Source organism: Halomonas denitrificans (assembly GCA_019800895.1).
Classification (GTDB): domain Bacteria; phylum Pseudomonadota; class Gammaproteobacteria; order Xanthomonadales; family Wenzhouxiangellaceae.
Genome location: JAHVKF010000001.1, coordinates 260549 through 276124, shown reverse-complemented (window position 1 = coordinate 276124; position 15576 = coordinate 260549). Strand labels below are relative to the sequence as shown.

17 protein-coding genes, 1 tRNA gene and 1 other RNA gene are annotated in these 15576 nt (G+C 68.2%); 11 read left to right on the top strand and 8 right to left on the bottom strand.

The window, feature by feature from the left end:
- Window position 1: 1 nt before the first annotated feature.
- From KUV67_01185 to KUV67_01175, 3 genes are read right to left on the bottom strand one after another with little or no spacing between them, the layout of a single operon-like run.
- On the bottom strand, window positions 2-979 hold the full coding sequence (locus KUV67_01185) for a DUF533 domain-containing protein (protein MBY6203481.1): 978 nt from the start codon (window positions 977-979) through the stop codon (window positions 2-4).
- 52 nt (window positions 980-1031) lie between these two features.
- On the bottom strand, window positions 1032-1493 hold the full coding sequence (locus KUV67_01180; protein MBY6203480.1) for a YeeE/YedE family protein: 462 nt from the start codon (window positions 1491-1493) through the stop codon (window positions 1032-1034).
- Entirely contained in the window at window positions 1490-1918 is a 429-nt protein-coding gene (locus KUV67_01175; protein ID MBY6203479.1) for a YeeE/YedE family protein, read from the bottom strand. The genes KUV67_01180 and KUV67_01175 overlap by 4 nt, the downstream gene beginning before the upstream one ends.
- Before the next feature lie 126 nt (window positions 1919-2044).
- Here KUV67_01175 and KUV67_01170 point away from each other — a divergent pair.
- A tRNA-OTHER gene (locus KUV67_01170) sits at window positions 2045-2125 on the top strand.
- 246 nt (window positions 2126-2371) lie between these two features.
- Here the strand turns inward: KUV67_01170 and ssrA are convergent.
- Both ssrA and KUV67_01160 read right to left on the bottom strand, forming a co-directional pair.
- Window positions 2372-2728: a transfer-messenger RNA gene (ssrA, locus tag KUV67_01165) on the bottom strand.
- Window positions 2729-2807: 79 nt separating this feature from the next.
- Window positions 2808-3686: a LysR family transcriptional regulator gene (locus KUV67_01160; GenBank protein ID MBY6203478.1), complete on the bottom strand. Its 879-nt coding sequence runs from the start codon at window positions 3684-3686 to the stop codon at window positions 2808-2810.
- Between the two features lie 163 nt (window positions 3687-3849).
- On the opposite strand from KUV67_01160, the gene KUV67_01155 reads away from it, so the two are divergent.
- Both KUV67_01155 and KUV67_01150 read left to right on the top strand, forming a co-directional pair.
- Complete coding sequence (locus KUV67_01155; protein ID MBY6203477.1) at window positions 3850-4329, top strand: DoxX family protein; 480 nt, start codon at window positions 3850-3852, stop codon at window positions 4327-4329.
- A gap of 1 nt (window position 4330) precedes the next feature.
- Window positions 4331-5128, top strand: coding sequence for a dioxygenase (locus tag KUV67_01150; GenBank protein MBY6203476.1), 798 nt, complete (start codon window positions 4331-4333; stop codon window positions 5126-5128).
- On the opposite strand, the gene smpB is transcribed toward KUV67_01150, so the two are convergent.
- Window positions 5115-5588 carry an SsrA-binding protein SmpB gene (gene smpB / locus KUV67_01145; protein ID MBY6203475.1) on the bottom strand — a complete coding sequence of 158 codons (474 nt, stop codon included), beginning with the start codon at window positions 5586-5588 and terminating at the stop codon, window positions 5115-5117. The genes KUV67_01150 and smpB overlap by 14 nt on opposite strands.
- 152 nt (window positions 5589-5740) lie before the next feature.
- Between smpB and KUV67_01140 the strand changes: the two genes are divergently transcribed.
- Complete coding sequence (locus KUV67_01140; GenBank protein ID MBY6203474.1) at window positions 5741-6169, top strand: type II toxin-antitoxin system RatA family toxin; 429 nt, start codon at window positions 5741-5743, stop codon at window positions 6167-6169.
- Between the two features lies 1 nt (window position 6170).
- Entirely contained in the window at window positions 6171-6473 is a 303-nt protein-coding gene (locus KUV67_01135; GenBank protein MBY6203473.1) for an RnfH family protein, read from the top strand.
- An 18-nt stretch (window positions 6474-6491) separates the two neighbouring features.
- Here KUV67_01135 and KUV67_01130 read toward each other — a convergent pair whose 3' ends face one another.
- Window positions 6492-6923, bottom strand: coding sequence for an outer membrane protein assembly factor BamE (locus tag KUV67_01130; protein ID MBY6203472.1), 432 nt, complete (start codon window positions 6921-6923; stop codon window positions 6492-6494).
- Between the two features lie 70 nt (window positions 6924-6993).
- Here KUV67_01130 and fur point away from each other — a divergent pair, with 70 nt between their 5' ends.
- A complete protein-coding gene (gene fur / locus KUV67_01125; GenBank protein ID MBY6203471.1) occupies window positions 6994-7431 on the top strand; it encodes a ferric iron uptake transcriptional regulator in 438 nt (145 codons plus the stop codon).
- 36 nt (window positions 7432-7467) lie between these two features.
- Here fur and recN read toward each other — a convergent pair whose 3' ends face one another.
- Window positions 7468-9135, bottom strand: coding sequence for a DNA repair protein RecN (gene recN / locus KUV67_01120; GenBank protein MBY6203470.1), 1668 nt, complete (start codon window positions 9133-9135; stop codon window positions 7468-7470).
- A 167-nt stretch (window positions 9136-9302) separates the two neighbouring features.
- On the opposite strand from recN, the gene KUV67_01115 reads away from it, so the two are divergent.
- From KUV67_01115 to carA, 5 genes are all read left to right on the top strand, one after another.
- Window positions 9303-9986, top strand: coding sequence for a nucleotide exchange factor GrpE (locus KUV67_01115; protein MBY6203469.1), 684 nt, complete (start codon window positions 9303-9305; stop codon window positions 9984-9986).
- 162 nt (window positions 9987-10148) lie between these two features.
- The gene (gene dnaK, locus KUV67_01110; GenBank protein ID MBY6203468.1) at window positions 10149-12065 is read left to right on the top strand and encodes a molecular chaperone DnaK; all 1917 of its coding nucleotides are present in this window, start codon (window positions 10149-10151) and stop codon (window positions 12063-12065) included.
- Window positions 12066-12231: 166 nt separating this feature from the next.
- Window positions 12232-13389, top strand: a complete 1158-nt coding sequence (dnaJ, locus tag KUV67_01105) for a molecular chaperone DnaJ (protein MBY6203467.1) — start codon at window positions 12232-12234, stop codon at window positions 13387-13389.
- A 64-nt stretch (window positions 13390-13453) separates the two neighbouring features.
- Window positions 13454-14197, top strand: coding sequence for a 4-hydroxy-tetrahydrodipicolinate reductase (dapB, locus tag KUV67_01100; protein ID MBY6203466.1), 744 nt, complete (start codon window positions 13454-13456; stop codon window positions 14195-14197).
- A gap of 219 nt (window positions 14198-14416) precedes the next feature.
- Window positions 14417-15574, top strand: a complete 1158-nt coding sequence (gene carA / locus KUV67_01095; GenBank protein ID MBY6203465.1) for a glutamine-hydrolyzing carbamoyl-phosphate synthase small subunit — start codon at window positions 14417-14419, stop codon at window positions 15572-15574.
- Window positions 15575-15576 lie beyond the last annotated feature (2 nt).

Sequence of the window (15576 nt, the reverse complement as noted above, 5' to 3'; positions counted from 1 at the left end):
CTCAGACCCGGCTGCCCTTGACCAGCCCCATCACTTCGCCCATGTCCAGGGTCTGCGCCTTCTGCTCGATCTGCGGGACGTATTCGCCCTGCATCTGCTTCGCCGAGCCCAGGACCTCCTCGAAGGTCCGCTTGAGCAGGTCGGTGCTCATCCGCCGCCCGCCGGCGTAGTAGCGCTTCGCCACCTGGCCAAGGGCGTAGGTCGTTGCGAAGGAGAAGGCCATGCTCGTTGCGCTGCGGCCGAGGCGTCCGACGCCGCGCCCGGCGGCGGCGCGGAACAGGCCGCCGATCAGCTTTCGGCCGAACTGCTCGACGTACTGGGAGGTCATGCCGACGCCCAGCGTGGCGAGGAATTCCTTGATATGGCCGCGGTCGAGCTCGACGCCATAGTCCTTGCCGATGCCATAGACCATCCGGATCTGCAGCGGAATGATCGCCATCGACGCCCAGGACTGGGGAAGGAGCTCCAGCGCACCGTTGAGGATCGAGTACTTCAGGATGCGCTTGTCCATCGCGGCCTCGTCGACCTGCGGCATGGCCGCCGGCCCCGGGTCCGGCTTGGCCGAGACGGGCAGGGTGGCCGGCGCGGCTGCCTCGGTCATCTCGACCACCTGCTCGGCTTCGCGTTCGATGTCGTCGGTCTCATCGGCCTCCAGACCCAGCTGGGCCTTCAACGTATCCAGGAACGACCGTTCGGCGTCGGTCATCCGGCCGTCCGCGTCGCAGACCCCGACCGCGATCTCGTAGGCCAGGTGCTTCTCGCCGTCTTCCTCGAGGACCGCGGTTGCCTCGGCCAGCGTGGTGCGGTTCAGCAGCACGTCCTGGTACAGCGCGCGCAGGTCAGGCGCGCCGTCGCCCGACAGCGAATCGGCGACGCGGCGGATCTCTTCGCGTTCGTGTTCGTGCTTGGCGCCGTCCGAAAAGGCGGCAAACAGGGCGATGGTGAGAAGGGCGGAATCGCGTGCAGTGGTTTCGGACATGAATGAAGACTCGGTGGGGGGGATTCAGTGATCGGGTCCGGTGCCGCGGAGTTCAATCCGGCTGGCCGTCCCCGGTGGGTGGACCGCCGGCCGCCGATGCCGGTACTGGAACGGCAAGCCGATCGGCCAACCCCATGCCGGCCAGCATCGAGAGTACGAACAGGCCGGCCTGCCAGTCGAGGTACGCCAGCGCTGCGACCGCCGGCCCGGGACAGTAGCCGTAGAGGCCCCACCCGATGCCGAACAGCGCCGCGCCGGAGAGAAGGCGCGGATCGGTTTCGGTCGCCGTCGGCAGGTCGAAGCGCTCGGCCATTCGTGGCGCGGATGCGGAGAGGACCCAGCGAAATCCGATCAGCGTGACCAGCAGGGCACCGCCCATCACGAAGGCCAGGTCCGGATCCCAGGCGCCGAAGACGTCGAGAAAGCCCAGCACCTTGGACGTGTCGGTCATGCCTGAAACGGCGAGGCCACCGCCGAACAGCAGGCCGGCGCCGAGGCTCGCCCAGGCCCTCACGCCAGACCCCCGAAGCCGTGGCGGACCAGCGTGACGGTCAGCACGCCGAGGGCCATGAACACCAGCGTGGCGACGATCGATCGCGGCGAAAGACGAGCGATCCCGCAGACCCCGTGGCCGCTGGTGCAGCCGCTTCCGAGGCGTGTTCCGAACCCGACCAGCAGGCCGGCCACGACGACCCAGGGCCACCCCGCGGGATTCGGGGCCGGGGCGGGCAGGCCGGTGGCGCCGTGCAGCAGGGCAGCACCGGTAACGATGCCGCCGACGAACCACCACCGCCAGGCGGAATCGCGAGGATGGCGCACCGCGTTCCAGATGATGCCGCTGACGCCGAGAATGCGGCCGAGAAGTGCCAGGAGCATCAGTGCCGCCAGGCCGATCAGAAGGCCGCCGATCAGGGGCTGATTCGAGGACAGCGAGATCATCGAAGAAGTGTAGATCACCTTCGAGCGGCAGGTTACGCACGTTCAATGCCGTGATGTTGGCGGTCCGTGTTCGCGGTAAAGCAGAAAGCGTTCGCGCGCAAGCGTCCTCCAACAGACCGTAGCGTCGGTTCGGCGGCGCCAAAGGCGCCAGACTGCGAGGCGTAGCCTCGGATATAAACAAGGCGGGTTCGACTCCCGCCCGAACCGGCCATAAAAAAAGGGACCGGCGCAATGGCTGGTCCCTTCCGGGGATCTGGTGGAGGCGGCGGGGCGTTGCGTGTGGGTGTACACGCAATCGGATCGTCGCGTAGCGACGCATGGGTCGATGCGCCGCCAGGCGCAAGACGCGGGCCGCAGGCCCGGGTACAAACCAAGCGGGTTCGACTTCCGCCGGACTTGGTTCAGGCAGACACGAAAAAGCCGGCGCAATGGCCGGCTCTCTCTCCGGGGATCTGGTGGAGGCGGCGGGAGTCGAACCCGCGTCCGCGAACCATCTGATCCTGGTTCTACATGCTTAGCCCGTTCTATTGTTTCTCGTCATTCCACCGCCCGAAGGGCAGGGCATGTGGAACGACCAGTCGCGGTTTGGTTTAACTCCAGGCCCCGAGACTCGACCTGAAGCGATCCTGCTAAATGATCTCCCGTCGAAAGCGCAGGCTCAAACGGGGGAGAGCAGGCCGGTTTTTAGGCGGCCAGTGCGTAGTTGTCGTCGTTGGCAACTAACAATTTGCAGCCAGGTTTTACGAGGATTGCTGCCTCCTCGGCATGCCCCAGGGTACGTCCGATCCACGTCGAAGCCAGTACGCCCCCGGTGGTACGGGAACTACGACCGCGACTGCGCGGACGAGTTCCGTCTCGACACTATACATGGCTGCGGACGCGGTCGTCTTCAAGCGTGGGCCTCGACCAGGAAATCGACCAGCGCGCGGAGCCGGGACGGCATGTGCCGGTGGGCGGGATAGACCGCGTGGACGCCGAGCTCGCCGGCGCTGTAGCCCGGCAGCAGTTCGGTCAGCTGCCCCCGGTCGAGCTCGCGCGCGACGAGAAAGGTCGGCTGCAGGACGATGCCCCGGCCGGCCACGGCCGCCGCGACGAGGGTGTCCCCGCTGTTGGAGCGGAACACTGGAGATACCTTCACCTCTTCGCTGCCGTTCGGGCCGTCGAATCGCCAGCGGTCGCCGGCGGAGAACAGGCTGTAGGCGAGCACGGCGTGCCTTGCCAGGTCGGCCGGCGATTCCGGCGCGCCGTGACGCTCGATGTAGTCGGGCGCCGCGCACAGGACCAGTCGGGTCGTGGCGAGGCGGCGGGCCACCAGGCTGGAGCTGGGCAGGCGGCCGATCCGGACGGCCAGGTCGTAGCCTTCCTCGACCAGGTCGACGAGGCGGTCGGACAGCGTGACGTCGAGCCGGACGAGGGGAAACCTGGCCATGAATTCGGGCCAGTGGCCGGCCAGACGGAGCAGGCCGTAGGAGACCGGGACATTGATCCGCAGGCGACCCCGTGGCTCGGCGGCGCCGGCCAGCTCGGCCTCGGCCTCGGCCAGTTCGCCGAGCAGTGCCGAGGCCCGGCCGTGGAACCGTTCACCATCGCCGGTCAAGGACAGCGACCGGGTCGTCCGGTTCAGCAGCCGGACCCCGAGCCGCTGCTCCAGCGCCGCGACATGGCGGGAAACGGCGGCTCGCGACAGATCCAGACGATCCGCCGCTGCGGTAAAGCTGCCGGCATCGACGACGGCGACGAAGACCTGCATTTCGGTGAATCGATCCATTGTTGCGGAAATCGAAAAGGCATTTCAATTATATAGCTGTTTATCTTCCTGCGTGGAAAAAATACGCTGTGTTCCGTCGGGATCTCGACCGCGGCAGGACCTGGCCGGCGACCGAACCGAACACCGAACCGAACACCGACCCATCACTGGAGGAGAACCACCGATGAATGCACCGACCCCTGTACAACGCCTGGTTTCGACGACCGATTCGCTCGCGCCGCTGGCGCTCCGCCTGAGTGCCGGCATCATCTTCATCGCCCACGGTGCGCAGAAGCTGTTCGGCAGCTTCGGCGGCTACGGCCTGGAGGGCACCGGCCAGTGGATGGCCTCGATCGGGCTGGAGCCGGGCTGGCTGATGGCCCTCCTCGCCGGCAGCGCCGAGTTCTTCGGAGGCATCGCGCTGCTGATCGGACTCCTGGTCCGGCCCGCCGCGGCCATTCTGGCCATCACCATGCTGGTCGCGATCCTGGCGGTCCACATCGGAAACGGCCTGTTCATGGCGAACAACGGCTACGAGTTCGCCTTGTCGCTGCTCGCGATCTCGATCTCGCTGGCCTTCAGTGGTGCAGGGCGCTGGTCCGTCGATCGCGCGATCACCGGCGCGATCACCGGCGCGATCACCGATCGGAAGGCGCACGGCTGAGATGCTGCCCAGCCTTTTCGTATCGCACGGCGCGCCGACCTTCGCGCTGGACCCCGGCGCGATCGGCCACCGGCTGACGATGCTGGGCCGGCAGTTGGCACGCCCCCGGGCAGTCGTGGTCGTCTCGGCGCATTGGCAGACCGATGACCTGCGCGTCACCGGTCACCCGGCGCCGCCGACGATCCACGACTTCCGGGGTTTCGACCCCGCGCTACGGGAGATCGTCTACCCGGCACCGGGTGATCCGGCGCTGGCCGCCCTGGCCGTGGACCTGGTGAGCGCCGCGGGCCGGACCGCGCGGCTCGACCCGAGTCGCGGGCTCGACCACGGCGCCTGGGTGCCGCTGCTGCATCTCTTCCCCGACGCCGATGTTCCGGTCGTACAGGTGTCGCTGCCGAGAACCCTCGACGGCCTTTCGGCGTGGCAACTGGGTCGCGCCCTTGCGCCGCTGCGGGAACTGGACGTACTGGTCGTCGGCTCCGGCAGCCTGACGCACGGCCTGCAGGACCTGTTCGACGACGGCCAGCGAGGTCGACGGGAGGCGCGGGCTTTCCGGTCGTGGCTGATCGAGGCGATCTCCGACGGGGATGCCGAAAGGCTGTGTTCGGGTTGGAATGACGCTCCGGGGGCGGCGCGCGCGCATCCGACGTCGGAGCATTACCTGCCCCTGGTGGTCGCGGCCGCAGCCGGCGGGCTGGACGAGGTCGAAGTGATCGATGGCGGCTGGCTGGGCGGCGTGATCGCGATGGACGCCATCGTGTTCGGCCGGGCCGACCGCGCTCGGCTCAGCGCTGCTTGAGGATCCGGCCCTTCTCGCGCTCCCAGTCGCGTTCCTTCTGCGCCCGGCGCTTGTCGTGCTGCTTCTTGCCCTTGGCCAGCGCGATCTCGACCTTGACCTTGCCTTTCTTCCAGTACATCGCGGTGGGAATCAGCGCGTAGCCCTTGCGCTCGACCGAGCCGATCAGGGTGTCGAGTTCGTGCTTGTGCAGCAGCAGGCGCCGGGTTCGCATGGGGTCGGTGTCGACGTGGGTCGACGCCGAAGTCATCGGCTGGATCACGCAGCCGAACAGGAACGCCTCGCCGCCGCGAAGCAGCACGTGGCTTTCGCCGAACTGCACGTTGCCGGCGCGCAGCGACTTGACTTCCCAGCCCAGCAGCGAAATGCCGCACTCGGTCCGGTCCTCGAGCTGGTACTCGAAGCGGGCGCGCTTGTTCAGGGCGATGGTGGAGGACGACGAAGAGGGCGACGAGGAGCTCATGGTCGAAAGGCCGTGGTCTGGGTCGGGGTGCGAAAACGGTTCGAGCCGCTTCGCGGCAGTCTACTGGATCGGCGGCAGTGCGGCTGTGCCGCCGCAGGGCCGGGGATCGCTCGCGTCGCCCGCTTCGCGATGGGTTGGGTATCATGCCGGCCATGCCTGAAGTCAACCGATCCGCACTGGTCACCCATTCACCGGAGCAGATGTACGAGCTGGTCTGCGACGTCGAGCACTACCCGAGCTTTCTCGGCTGGGTGCGTTCGGCCGAAGTCCACGAGCAGGACGAGCATCACCAGCTGGCGTCGCTGGAGGTCAGCGTCGCCGGAGTGACCCGCAAGTTCACGACCCGCAACGAACTGGAGCCGGGCGAGCGTCTGACGATGAACCTCGACGAGGGCCCGTTCCGACGCTTCGGCGGAGAATGGCGGTTCGGCGACCTCGGGATCGGCTGCAAGGTCGAATTGATGCTGAGTTTCGATTTCGACAGCCCCGTACTCGCCGCCGCATTCAACCGGGGCTTCGTCTCGGTCGCCAATCGCATGGTCGACGATTTCTGCCGGCGTGCCGACGCGCTATACGGCTGAAATGGCCGTGCCGGACGAGGGCGAACGAGTGCGGGTGGAAGTCGCCGCGGCGTGGCCGGAGCGACAGGCGGTGGTTCCCCTCCAATTGCCCGCCGGCAGCACCGTGGCCGACGCGATCCGGGCCTCCGGGCTCGAGCAGCGGTTCCCGGACCTGGACGTTCGCGACGACCATGTCGGCATCTTCGGTGTGCTGTGTCGGCCGGACCGGGTGCTGGCCGACGGCGATCGGGTCGAGTTGTATCGGCCGCTGAAGCTGGACCCGAAGGAAGTGCGCCGGCTCAATGCCGAGCGCCGAAACGGCTGAGGGCCCGGCGGCTCCCGTTCAGCGCGGCGGTTCGGCCGGCGGAATCACGTCGTCGTCGTCGCGATCGCGCCGGGGCAGGATCGGCTGGTTGCTCTCCGGGTCGATGATTTCCAGCTCCTCCGGGTCGACGCCGGCAATGCCCGCATCGTCGAGGTAGTTGCCGTGGAAATCGACCACCCGGTCGTTCTCGAACAGGACGGTCAAGGTGCGGCGCTCGGCCTTGTCGCCGCTGCGGGCGAAGGAATTCACGTAGTCCCAGCGGTCGGCGTGAAACGGGCTCTGCACGGCGGGCGACCCGAGCAGCACCAGGACCTGGCGCTTGGTCAGCCCCACGCTCAGTTGCTCCATGTCGTCCTCGTCGAGCACGTTGCCCTGCGGGATGTTCTGCTTGTAGATGACGTTGCAGCCGCCGGCGAGGAGGGCGAGCGCGAGCAGGAAGAGTCGGATCATGGGCAGGAAGTACCGCGTCGAAAACGACCCGAATGATACAATACGGCTCCGCTTATCCGGTGGTCCCCGAATGTCCGAAGAAACCCGCGAACTGCGCAAGGCCGGGCTCAAGGTCACGCTGCCGAGGCTGCGCATCCTGCAGTTGCTCGACGGCGCCGACCAGAAGCACGTCACCGCCGACGACGTTCACCGGCTGCTGATCGACCAGGGCGAAGACATCGGCCTGGCCACCGTCTACCGCGTGCTGAACCAGTTCGAAACCGCCGGCCTGGTGCGCAAGCACATGTTCGACGACGGCTCCGGCCGTGCGCCGCAAGCCTGCTACGAGCTGGACGAGGGCGGCCACCACGATCACATGGTCGACCTCGATACGGGCGAAGTGGTGGAGTTCTTCGACGCCGACATCGAGCGCCTGCAGGACGAGATCGCGAGCAAGCACGGCTTCGAGATCGTCGACCACTCGCTGGTGCTCTACGTGCAGAAGAAGGGCAGTCGCAAGCGGGGCTGAGCCCGCGGCGCAGGGGCCCGGACTTCGTGCCGGGCGTCAGGCCTCGCGCCCCTCGAGCAATGCTTCGGCGTGACGCCGGCTCGTTTCCCCGGTGGTCGAGCCCAGCATCCGCGCCAGTTCGGCGACCCTCGCCTCCGAATCCAGCGCGTCCACCCGAACCCGCGTCCGGCCGTCGGCGGATTGCTTGACGACCCGGTACTGCCGGTCCGCACGGGCCGCCACCTGGGCGAGGTGAGTGACGCAGAACGCCTGGCCGTCGGCGCCGGCACGATGCAGGAACTCGCCGACCCGGTGGGCCGTCTCGCCGCCGACGCCGGCGTCGATCTCGTCGAAGATCCGGACCACGCCCCGGGCGGGCTCCGCCGACGCGACGATCATCGCCAGGCTCAGGCGCGACAGTTCCCCGCCGGACGCGACCCGCTTCAGGGCACGCGGCGGCTGGCCGGGGTTGGCGCTGAACAGGAAATCGACCCGGTCGGCACCGTGGTCTGCAACCGCAGCACCCTCGTCGAAGTCGATCTCGAACTCGATGCGGGCCGTGTCCATGCCCAGGGCGCTCAGCGCGTCGGCGACGTCTTCGCCGATCGAGTTCGCGGCGGACTGCCGGGCCTCGTGGAGCGCGCGTGACGCGTCCAGCCACTCCGCTCTCCGCTGCCGCAGCGTCTGCTCGGCCCGTTCGCGCGCCTCGGCCGCATTGTCGATCCGCTCGAGACGATCGCGGAGCTCGCCGCGCAAGGCGGGGAGCGCTTCGGGCTCGCAGCGGTGCTTGCGCGCCAGTTCCATGATCCGGCCCAGCCGGCGATCGACCGCGTCGAGGCGCTCGGGATCGGCTTCCAGCGTTTCGGCCAGGCGGGTCAGGGTCCGGCCCGATTCCTCGAGGTGGACCCGGGCCGTGGCGAGCATTTCCCGTGCCTCCGCGAACGCCGGGTCCCGGTCGGTCACGCCGTCGATCGCGCGGATTCCGCGGACGGTCAGCGCGACCGCTCCGGCATCGCTGCCGTCGGCGTCGCCGTCCAGGGCGGCGATCGCGGCGGCGGCGGCGCGCTGCAGGTCCTCGACCGACGCGAGGCGGCGCTGTTCGGCCTCCAGGTCCGCCAGTTCGGTGTCGCCGAGGTCCAGCGCGTCGAGTTCGTCGAGCTGGAATCGCAGGAGCTCCGGATCGGCGTCCGTGTCTTCGTCCAGTGCGGCGAGTTCGCGACGCGCATCGGCGTGCGAACGGGCGGCGTCGCGAACCGCGCGGCGCAGCTCCACGGGTACCCCCCGGTCCAGCCAGCGTCGCTGATGGACCGGGTCGGCCAGGCGCTGGTGTTCGTGCTGGCCGTGGATCTCGACCAGCAGGGTGCCCAGGTCCTTCATCTGTCCGACCGTGGCCGGATGGCCGTTGATCCAGCCGCGCGAGGCGCCGTCGGCCGGCACCGATCGGCGCAGCAGCAGTTCATCGCCGTCGTCCATCGCCTGTTCGGCGAGCCAGGCCCTGGCCGGGTGATCCGGATCGAGCTGGAACAGGGCGTTGAGCTCGGCGCGATCCGCATCGGTCGCGACCACCGCGGAGTCGGCGCGGTCGCCCAGCAGCAGGCCGAGGGCGTCGATCAGGATCGACTTGCCGGCCCCGGTCTCGCCGGTGATCGCGCCGAAGCCGGCGCCGAACTCGAGCTCGAGCCGGTCGATGATCGTGAAGTCCCGGATGGCAAGCGAACGCAGCATGGAGTCCTGGGTCGGTCCGGCCCGGCCGGTCGGCAGAAGAAGTGTCTCGCTATTGTATCGGTTGGATTCGCTTCGACCGGGCCCCATGTTGCGCCCCGTCGACACATTCAATCGAATGTCGGCGCCGCCGGCCGAGGCGCGCCGACCAGCCCAAGGAGCCGTTGCCCATGAGCGAGCAGGACCGTTCGCAGGACACATCCCCGGAATCCACGACCGCAGCGCAGGACGAACAGCGCCCGGACGCGCGGAACGATGGCGAGCGCAAGGAAGACGCGCGCCGCGCCGGCGCGGATCGCTCCGGCGATGCCGAGTCGTCGGATGCGCGGCCCGAATCTCCCGAAGCGGACGCCGCCGACCAGGAGAGTGCAGACGCCGGATCCGGACGGGCAGAGGCCGCGGACGGAGCGCAAGCCGACCTCGGCGCGCGGGTCGAACGCCTGACCGAGGCGCTGGCCCGCAGCCAGGCCGAGATGGTCAACCAGGAGCGCCGCCTCGAGCGCGAGATGGACAAGGCGCGCAAGTTCGCGCTGGAGCGCGTGATGCGCGACTTCGTCCCGGTGCTCGACTCGCTGGACCAGGCCATGGAGTCGGTCGGCGACGGCGACGGGTCGAGCGCGGTCGAGGGCCTGGCGCTGACTCGCAAGCTGGCCCTGAAGGTGCTCGAAGCGCACGGCCTGGAAACCATCGATCCGGCGGGCAAGCCGTTCGATCCGAGCTGGCACGAGGCTATGACCGCGGTGCCGAGCGAAGACGCCGAACCCGACAGCGTGATCGAGGTCCTGCAGAAGGGGTACGCGCTGAACGGCCGCCTTCTGCGCCCGGCGCGCGTGGTGGTCGCAAAGGCGCCCTGAGGCCCTTGCCCGGTCGGGGCGGTCGGGCGCGTCGGAAGGGTTTGAAAACGGGGCCGGCCAGCCCCATTCACCGAAGTAGCCGGCGAGGTCGAGGCCTCGCGTCATCCATGTCACCCGAAGTGACATCGAGAATCAGATTCGAACCAACGGGATGCTGAAGCCATGAGCAAGATCATCGGAATCGACCTGGGAACCACGAATTCGTGCGTTGCCGTGATGGAAGGCGGCAAGACGCGTGTGATCGAGAACGCCGAAGGCGATCGGACCACGCCGTCGATCGTCGCCTTCACCAAGGACGACGAGGTGCTGGTCGGCCAGCCCGCGAAGCGGCAGGCCGTGACCAACCCCGACCGCACGCTGTACGCGGTCAAGCGCCTGATCGGACGCAAGTACAACGAAAAGGTCGTGCAGAAGGACCGCGACCTGGTCAGCTACAAGATCGTCGAAGCCGACAACGGGGATGCCTGGGTCGAGGTCGACGGCAAGAAGATGGCGCCGCCGGAGATTTCCGCGCGCGTGCTCATGAAGATGAAGAAGACCGCCGAGGACTACCTGGGCGAGAAGGTCGAGGAAGCCGTGATCACCGTGCCGGCCTACTTCAACGACTCCCAGCGCCAGGCCACCAAGGACGCCGGCAAGATCGCCGGTCTCAACGTCCGCCGGATCATCAACGAACCGACCGCTGCCGCGCTGGCCTACGGGCTGGACAAGCAGGGCAAGGATCGCAAGGTCGCGGTCTACGACCTCGGCGGCGGCACCTTCGATGTGTCCATCATCGAAATCGCCGATGTCGACGGCGAGAAGCAGTTCGAGGTGCTGGCGACCAACGGTGACACCTTCCTCGGGGGCGAGGACTTCGACACTCGCCTGCTCGACTACCTGATCGCCGAGTTCAAGAAGGACCAGGGTGTGGACCTGAAGAAGGATCCGCTCGCGCTGCAGCGCCTCAAGGAAGCCGCCGAGCGGGCCAAGATCGAACTCTCGTCCAGCCAGCAGACCGAGGTCAATCTGCCGTACATCACGGCCGACGCATCGGGCCCGAAGCACCTGAACATCAAGGTGACCCGGGCGAAGCTGGAATCGCTGGTCGAAGAACTGGTCAAGCGCTCGATCGAGCCGTGCCGCACGGCGTTGAACGATGCCGGACTGAAGATCGCCGAGATCGACGAAGTCATCCTGGTCGGCGGCCAGACGCGCATGCCGATGGTCCAGAAGGCGGTCCAGGAATTCTTCGGCCGCGAGCCGCGCAAGGACGTCAATCCCGACGAAGCGGTCGCGGTCGGTGCGGCGATCCAGGGCGGCGTGCTGCAGGGCGATGTCAAGGACGTGCTGCTGCTGGACGTGACCCCGCTGTCGCTCGGCATCGAGACCCTGGGCGGCGTGTTCACGAAGCTCATCGAGAAGAACACGACGATCCCGACCAAGGCCTCCCAGGTGTTCTCCACCGCCGAGGACAACCAGAGCGCGGTCACCGTTCACGTGCTCCAGGGCGAGCGCGAGCAGGCCGCTGCCAACAAGTCCCTGGCGCGCTTCGACCTGGCCGGCATCCCGCCGAAGCCGCGCGGCATGCCGCAGATCGAGGTGACCTTCGACATCGACGCCAACGGCATCCTGCACGTGTCGGCCAAGGACAAGGAAACCGGCAAGGAACAGCGGATCGAGATCAAGGCCGGTTCGGGCCTCAGCGAAGAGGAGATCGAGAAGATGGTCTCCGACGCCGAAGCGCACCGCGAAGAAGACAAGCGCTTCCACGAGCTGGTCACGACGCGAAACAACGCCGATGCGATGGTCCACTCCACGCGCTCGATGCTCGACGAACAGGGCGAGCAGCTGCCCGACGATGCGAAGAAGGCCATCGAGGACGGCATCGCCAAGGTCGAGGAGTCGCTGAAGGGTGACGACAAGGAGGCGATCGAGTCGGCCGTCAACGAACTGCAGGAAGCCGCCGCGGCGCTGTACCAGGCCGCCGCGCAGGCCCAGCAGGGCGCCGGGGGCGAGTCGGCCGACGCCGACGGCAGCGACGACGGCGAGGACGTGGTCGACGCGGAGTTCACCGAGGTCGACGACGACAAGAAGTGATCGGACGCGGATCGTCGGTCCGTTCGGGCCGTGATCCGTCGACGGTCGAACGCGCTGCGGTCGGTTCCTGGAAGGATTTCGCGAACGACCGAACAGCGCATGGAAGCGCACGCCGCCGGCCCGATCCGGCGGCGTGTGCCGAATGGAACACTGGGGCCGAACGACGATGAGCCAACGCGATCTCTACGAAGTGCTGGGCGTCAAGCGCGACGCCGGCGACGACGAACTGAAGAAGGCCTATCGCCGTCTTGCGATGAAGTACCACCCGGATCGCAATCCCGATGACGATACGGCGCAGGACAAGTTCAAGGAAGCCAAGCTCGCCTACGAGGTCCTGAAGGATCCGCAGAAGCGCGCGGCCTACGATCGCTACGGCCACGATGCGATCAACGGCCAGGGTCCGGGCGGGTTCGGCGGTGCCGGGGCCGGCGGTGCCGGCTTCGGCGACATCAACGACATCTTCGGCGATATCTTCGGCGACATCTTCGGTGGCGGCCGTCGTCGCGGCGGCGCCGGCCAGGCGCGCTCGCGGCGCGGCCATGACCTGCGCTACACGCTGGAACTGGACCTCGAAGAGGCGGTGAAGGGCGTCGAACGCGAGATCCGGGTGCCCGGCATCGGCAAGTGTTCGGACTGCAGCGGCTCGGGCTCGACCAGCGGCAAGATGAACGTCTGTTCGACCTGCAACGGCGCCGGCCAGGTGCGGATGCAGCAGGGCATCTTCTCGGTCCAGCAGACCTGCCCGAACTGCGGCGGGAGCGGACGCGAAGTGAGCGATCCGTGCACCAGTTGCGACGGGACCGGCCAGGTTCGCGAAACCCGCACGCTGCAGGTCAAGGTGCCGCCTGGCGTTGACGAGGGCGACCGCATCCGCCTGTCGGGCGAGGGTGGGGCCGGCCTGCAGGGCGGAACCGCCGGCGACCTGTACGTGGACATCCACGTGCGCCCCCACAAGCTGTTCACGCGTGACGGCGACCAGCTGTTCGCGGAAATCCCGATTCCCGTGACGACCGCGATGCTCGGCGGCCAGATCAAGGTGCCGACCCTCGATGGCTCGGTCATGCTGAAGATTCCCGCCGAAACCCAGACCGGCAAGACCTTCCGTCTGAAGGGCAAGGGCGTCAAGTCGGTCCGCAGTTCCCGGTCCGGCGACCTGATGGTGCGGGTGCTGGTCGAAACGCCGGTCAATCTTAGCCGCGAGCAGAAGGACCTGCTGAAGAAGTTCGAAGACAGCCTCGGCGCCGATCAGAGCGTCGACCACAGCCCGAAGTCGCGTGGCTGGACCGACAGCGTGCGCGATTTCTTCGATCGAATGGGCTTCTGAACCCGTCCGGATTCCCCGGGCGGCACGGCTATACTGGCCCCGGACGGTTCGACCGGAGACCCGCTTGAACATTCTTCTGAACGGCGCGAGCGGCCGGATCGGCCGACTGATCGAATCGCTGGCGGAAGCGGATTCGACGCTCACGATCGTCGGCCGGGGACGCTCCGGCGACCCGCTGCAGGGCCGTGACGATGCCGAGGTCGTGATCGACTTTTCCAGTCCCGGGTCCGCGCTGCATGCGCTCTCGATCGCCGAGGACTTCGGACTGCCGTTCGTCAGCGGTACCACGGGGCTCGATGAAGCCCAGCGCGCCGCGCTGGACACCGCCGCCGAGCGGATCGCGATCTGCCACGAGGCCAATTTCTCGATCGGGGTCCACGTCCTCGACGCGCTGGTCCGCGAAGCGGCGCGGCGCCTGGGCGACGACTTCGACATCGAAATCCTCGAGACCCACCACCGGCACAAGGTCGATGCTCCGTCGGGCACCGCGCTGGCTCTCGCCGCGTCGGCTGCCGCCGGGCGCGGCCTCGAGGCTGGTTCGTCCTTCGACCACGGCGATCGCGGCGGCCGGCGGCGCCCGGGCCGGATCGGCATCCAGGCGCTGCGCGGCGGCGACGTGGTCGGGGAGCACGAGATCCACTTCCTGGGGGCCGGTGAACGCCTGACCCTTGCCCACCGGGCTGCGGACCGCAGCCTGTTCGCGCGCGGCGCGCTGCGGGCGGCCCGCTGGATGGTGGGCCGGTCGCCGGGCCGCTACGGCCTGTCCGACCTGCTCGCCGACGGGGACGCCGAGCCCGCACGCGACTGACTGCTCCACGGATTCCGGAGCGGCGCCGACGCCGGGCGCTGCGGTCCGGCCGACCGGGTCGCCGATCGATTCCGGCCCACTCCCGGTGGCCCCCTGCGCGGCCACCGGCCCGCCGATGTGGCGTAGAATGCTCTCTCGAACCGGTCGCAACGCGACCCTTCGACGAGCGGCGTTCCCGGGGCCTCGATCTCACCGAGCTTCCCGAACGCCGCTTCGCGAATCGGGAGGCACGATTTGTCCAATCTCAAGGCAGTTCTGGCGCTGGAAGACGGTTCGCTGTTTTCCGGGTTCGGCTTTGGTGCGCCCGGAAAGGCGGTCGGCGAGGTGGTGTTCAACACCGCGATGACCGGCTACCAGGAGATCCTGACCGATCCCAGCTACGCCGGCCAGCTGGTCACCCTGACCATGCCGCACATCGGCAACACCGGCACCAACCCCGAGGACAACGAGTCGGACCGCGCCCGCGCGGCCGGCCTGATCGTCCGCGACTGCCCGCGGCGAGCGAGTTCCTGGCGGTCGACGTTGCCCCTGCCGGAGTGGCTCGTCGAGCAGGGCGTGGTCGCGATCGGCGGCATCGACACGCGTGCGCTGACCGCGCTCTTGCGGGAGAACGGTGCCCAGAACGGTTGCATCCTGGTCGATCACGAGGTCGATCCCGCCGAAGCGCTGGAAGCCGCCCGGGCCTGCCCGCCGATGACCGGCCGGGACCTGGCCCGCGAGAACACCTGCGCGGAGCGCCACGAATGGTCGGAGGGCTCGCCGGCGATCGAGTCCCGCACGCCGACGCCGGTCGAGCCGGCGCCGCACGTGGTCTGCTACGACTACGGGGTCAAGCACAACATCCTGCGGCTGCTGGTCGACGCTGGCTGCCGCGTCACCGTGGTGCCCGCGACGACGCCGGCCGACGAGGTGCTGGCGCTCGCGCCCGATGGCGTCATGCTGTCGAACGGCCCCGGCGACCCGGAACCCTGCGACTACGCGATCCAGGCGATCGGCACGCTGCTGGATCGTGCCGTTCCGACCTTCGGCATCTGCCTGGGCCACCAGTTGCTGGCCCTGGCCGCAGGCGCCCGGACGGTCAAGATGAAGTTCGGCCACCACGGCGCGAACCACCCGGTCCAGGACCTGGCCACCGGTCGGGTCATGATCACGTCCCAGAACCACGGCTTCGCGGTCGACGAAGCCAGCCTGCCCGAGCGCGTCGAGGCCACCCACCGCTCGCTGTTCGACGGCAGCCTGCAGGGCATCCGTATCACCGACGCCCCCGCCATGGGCTTCCAGGGCCACCCCGAAGCCAGCCCCGGCCCCCACGACCTCCGGCCACTGTTCCAGGCGTTCGTTGAAATGATGCGTGAAGAACGCGGGTCGAGGGACTAGGG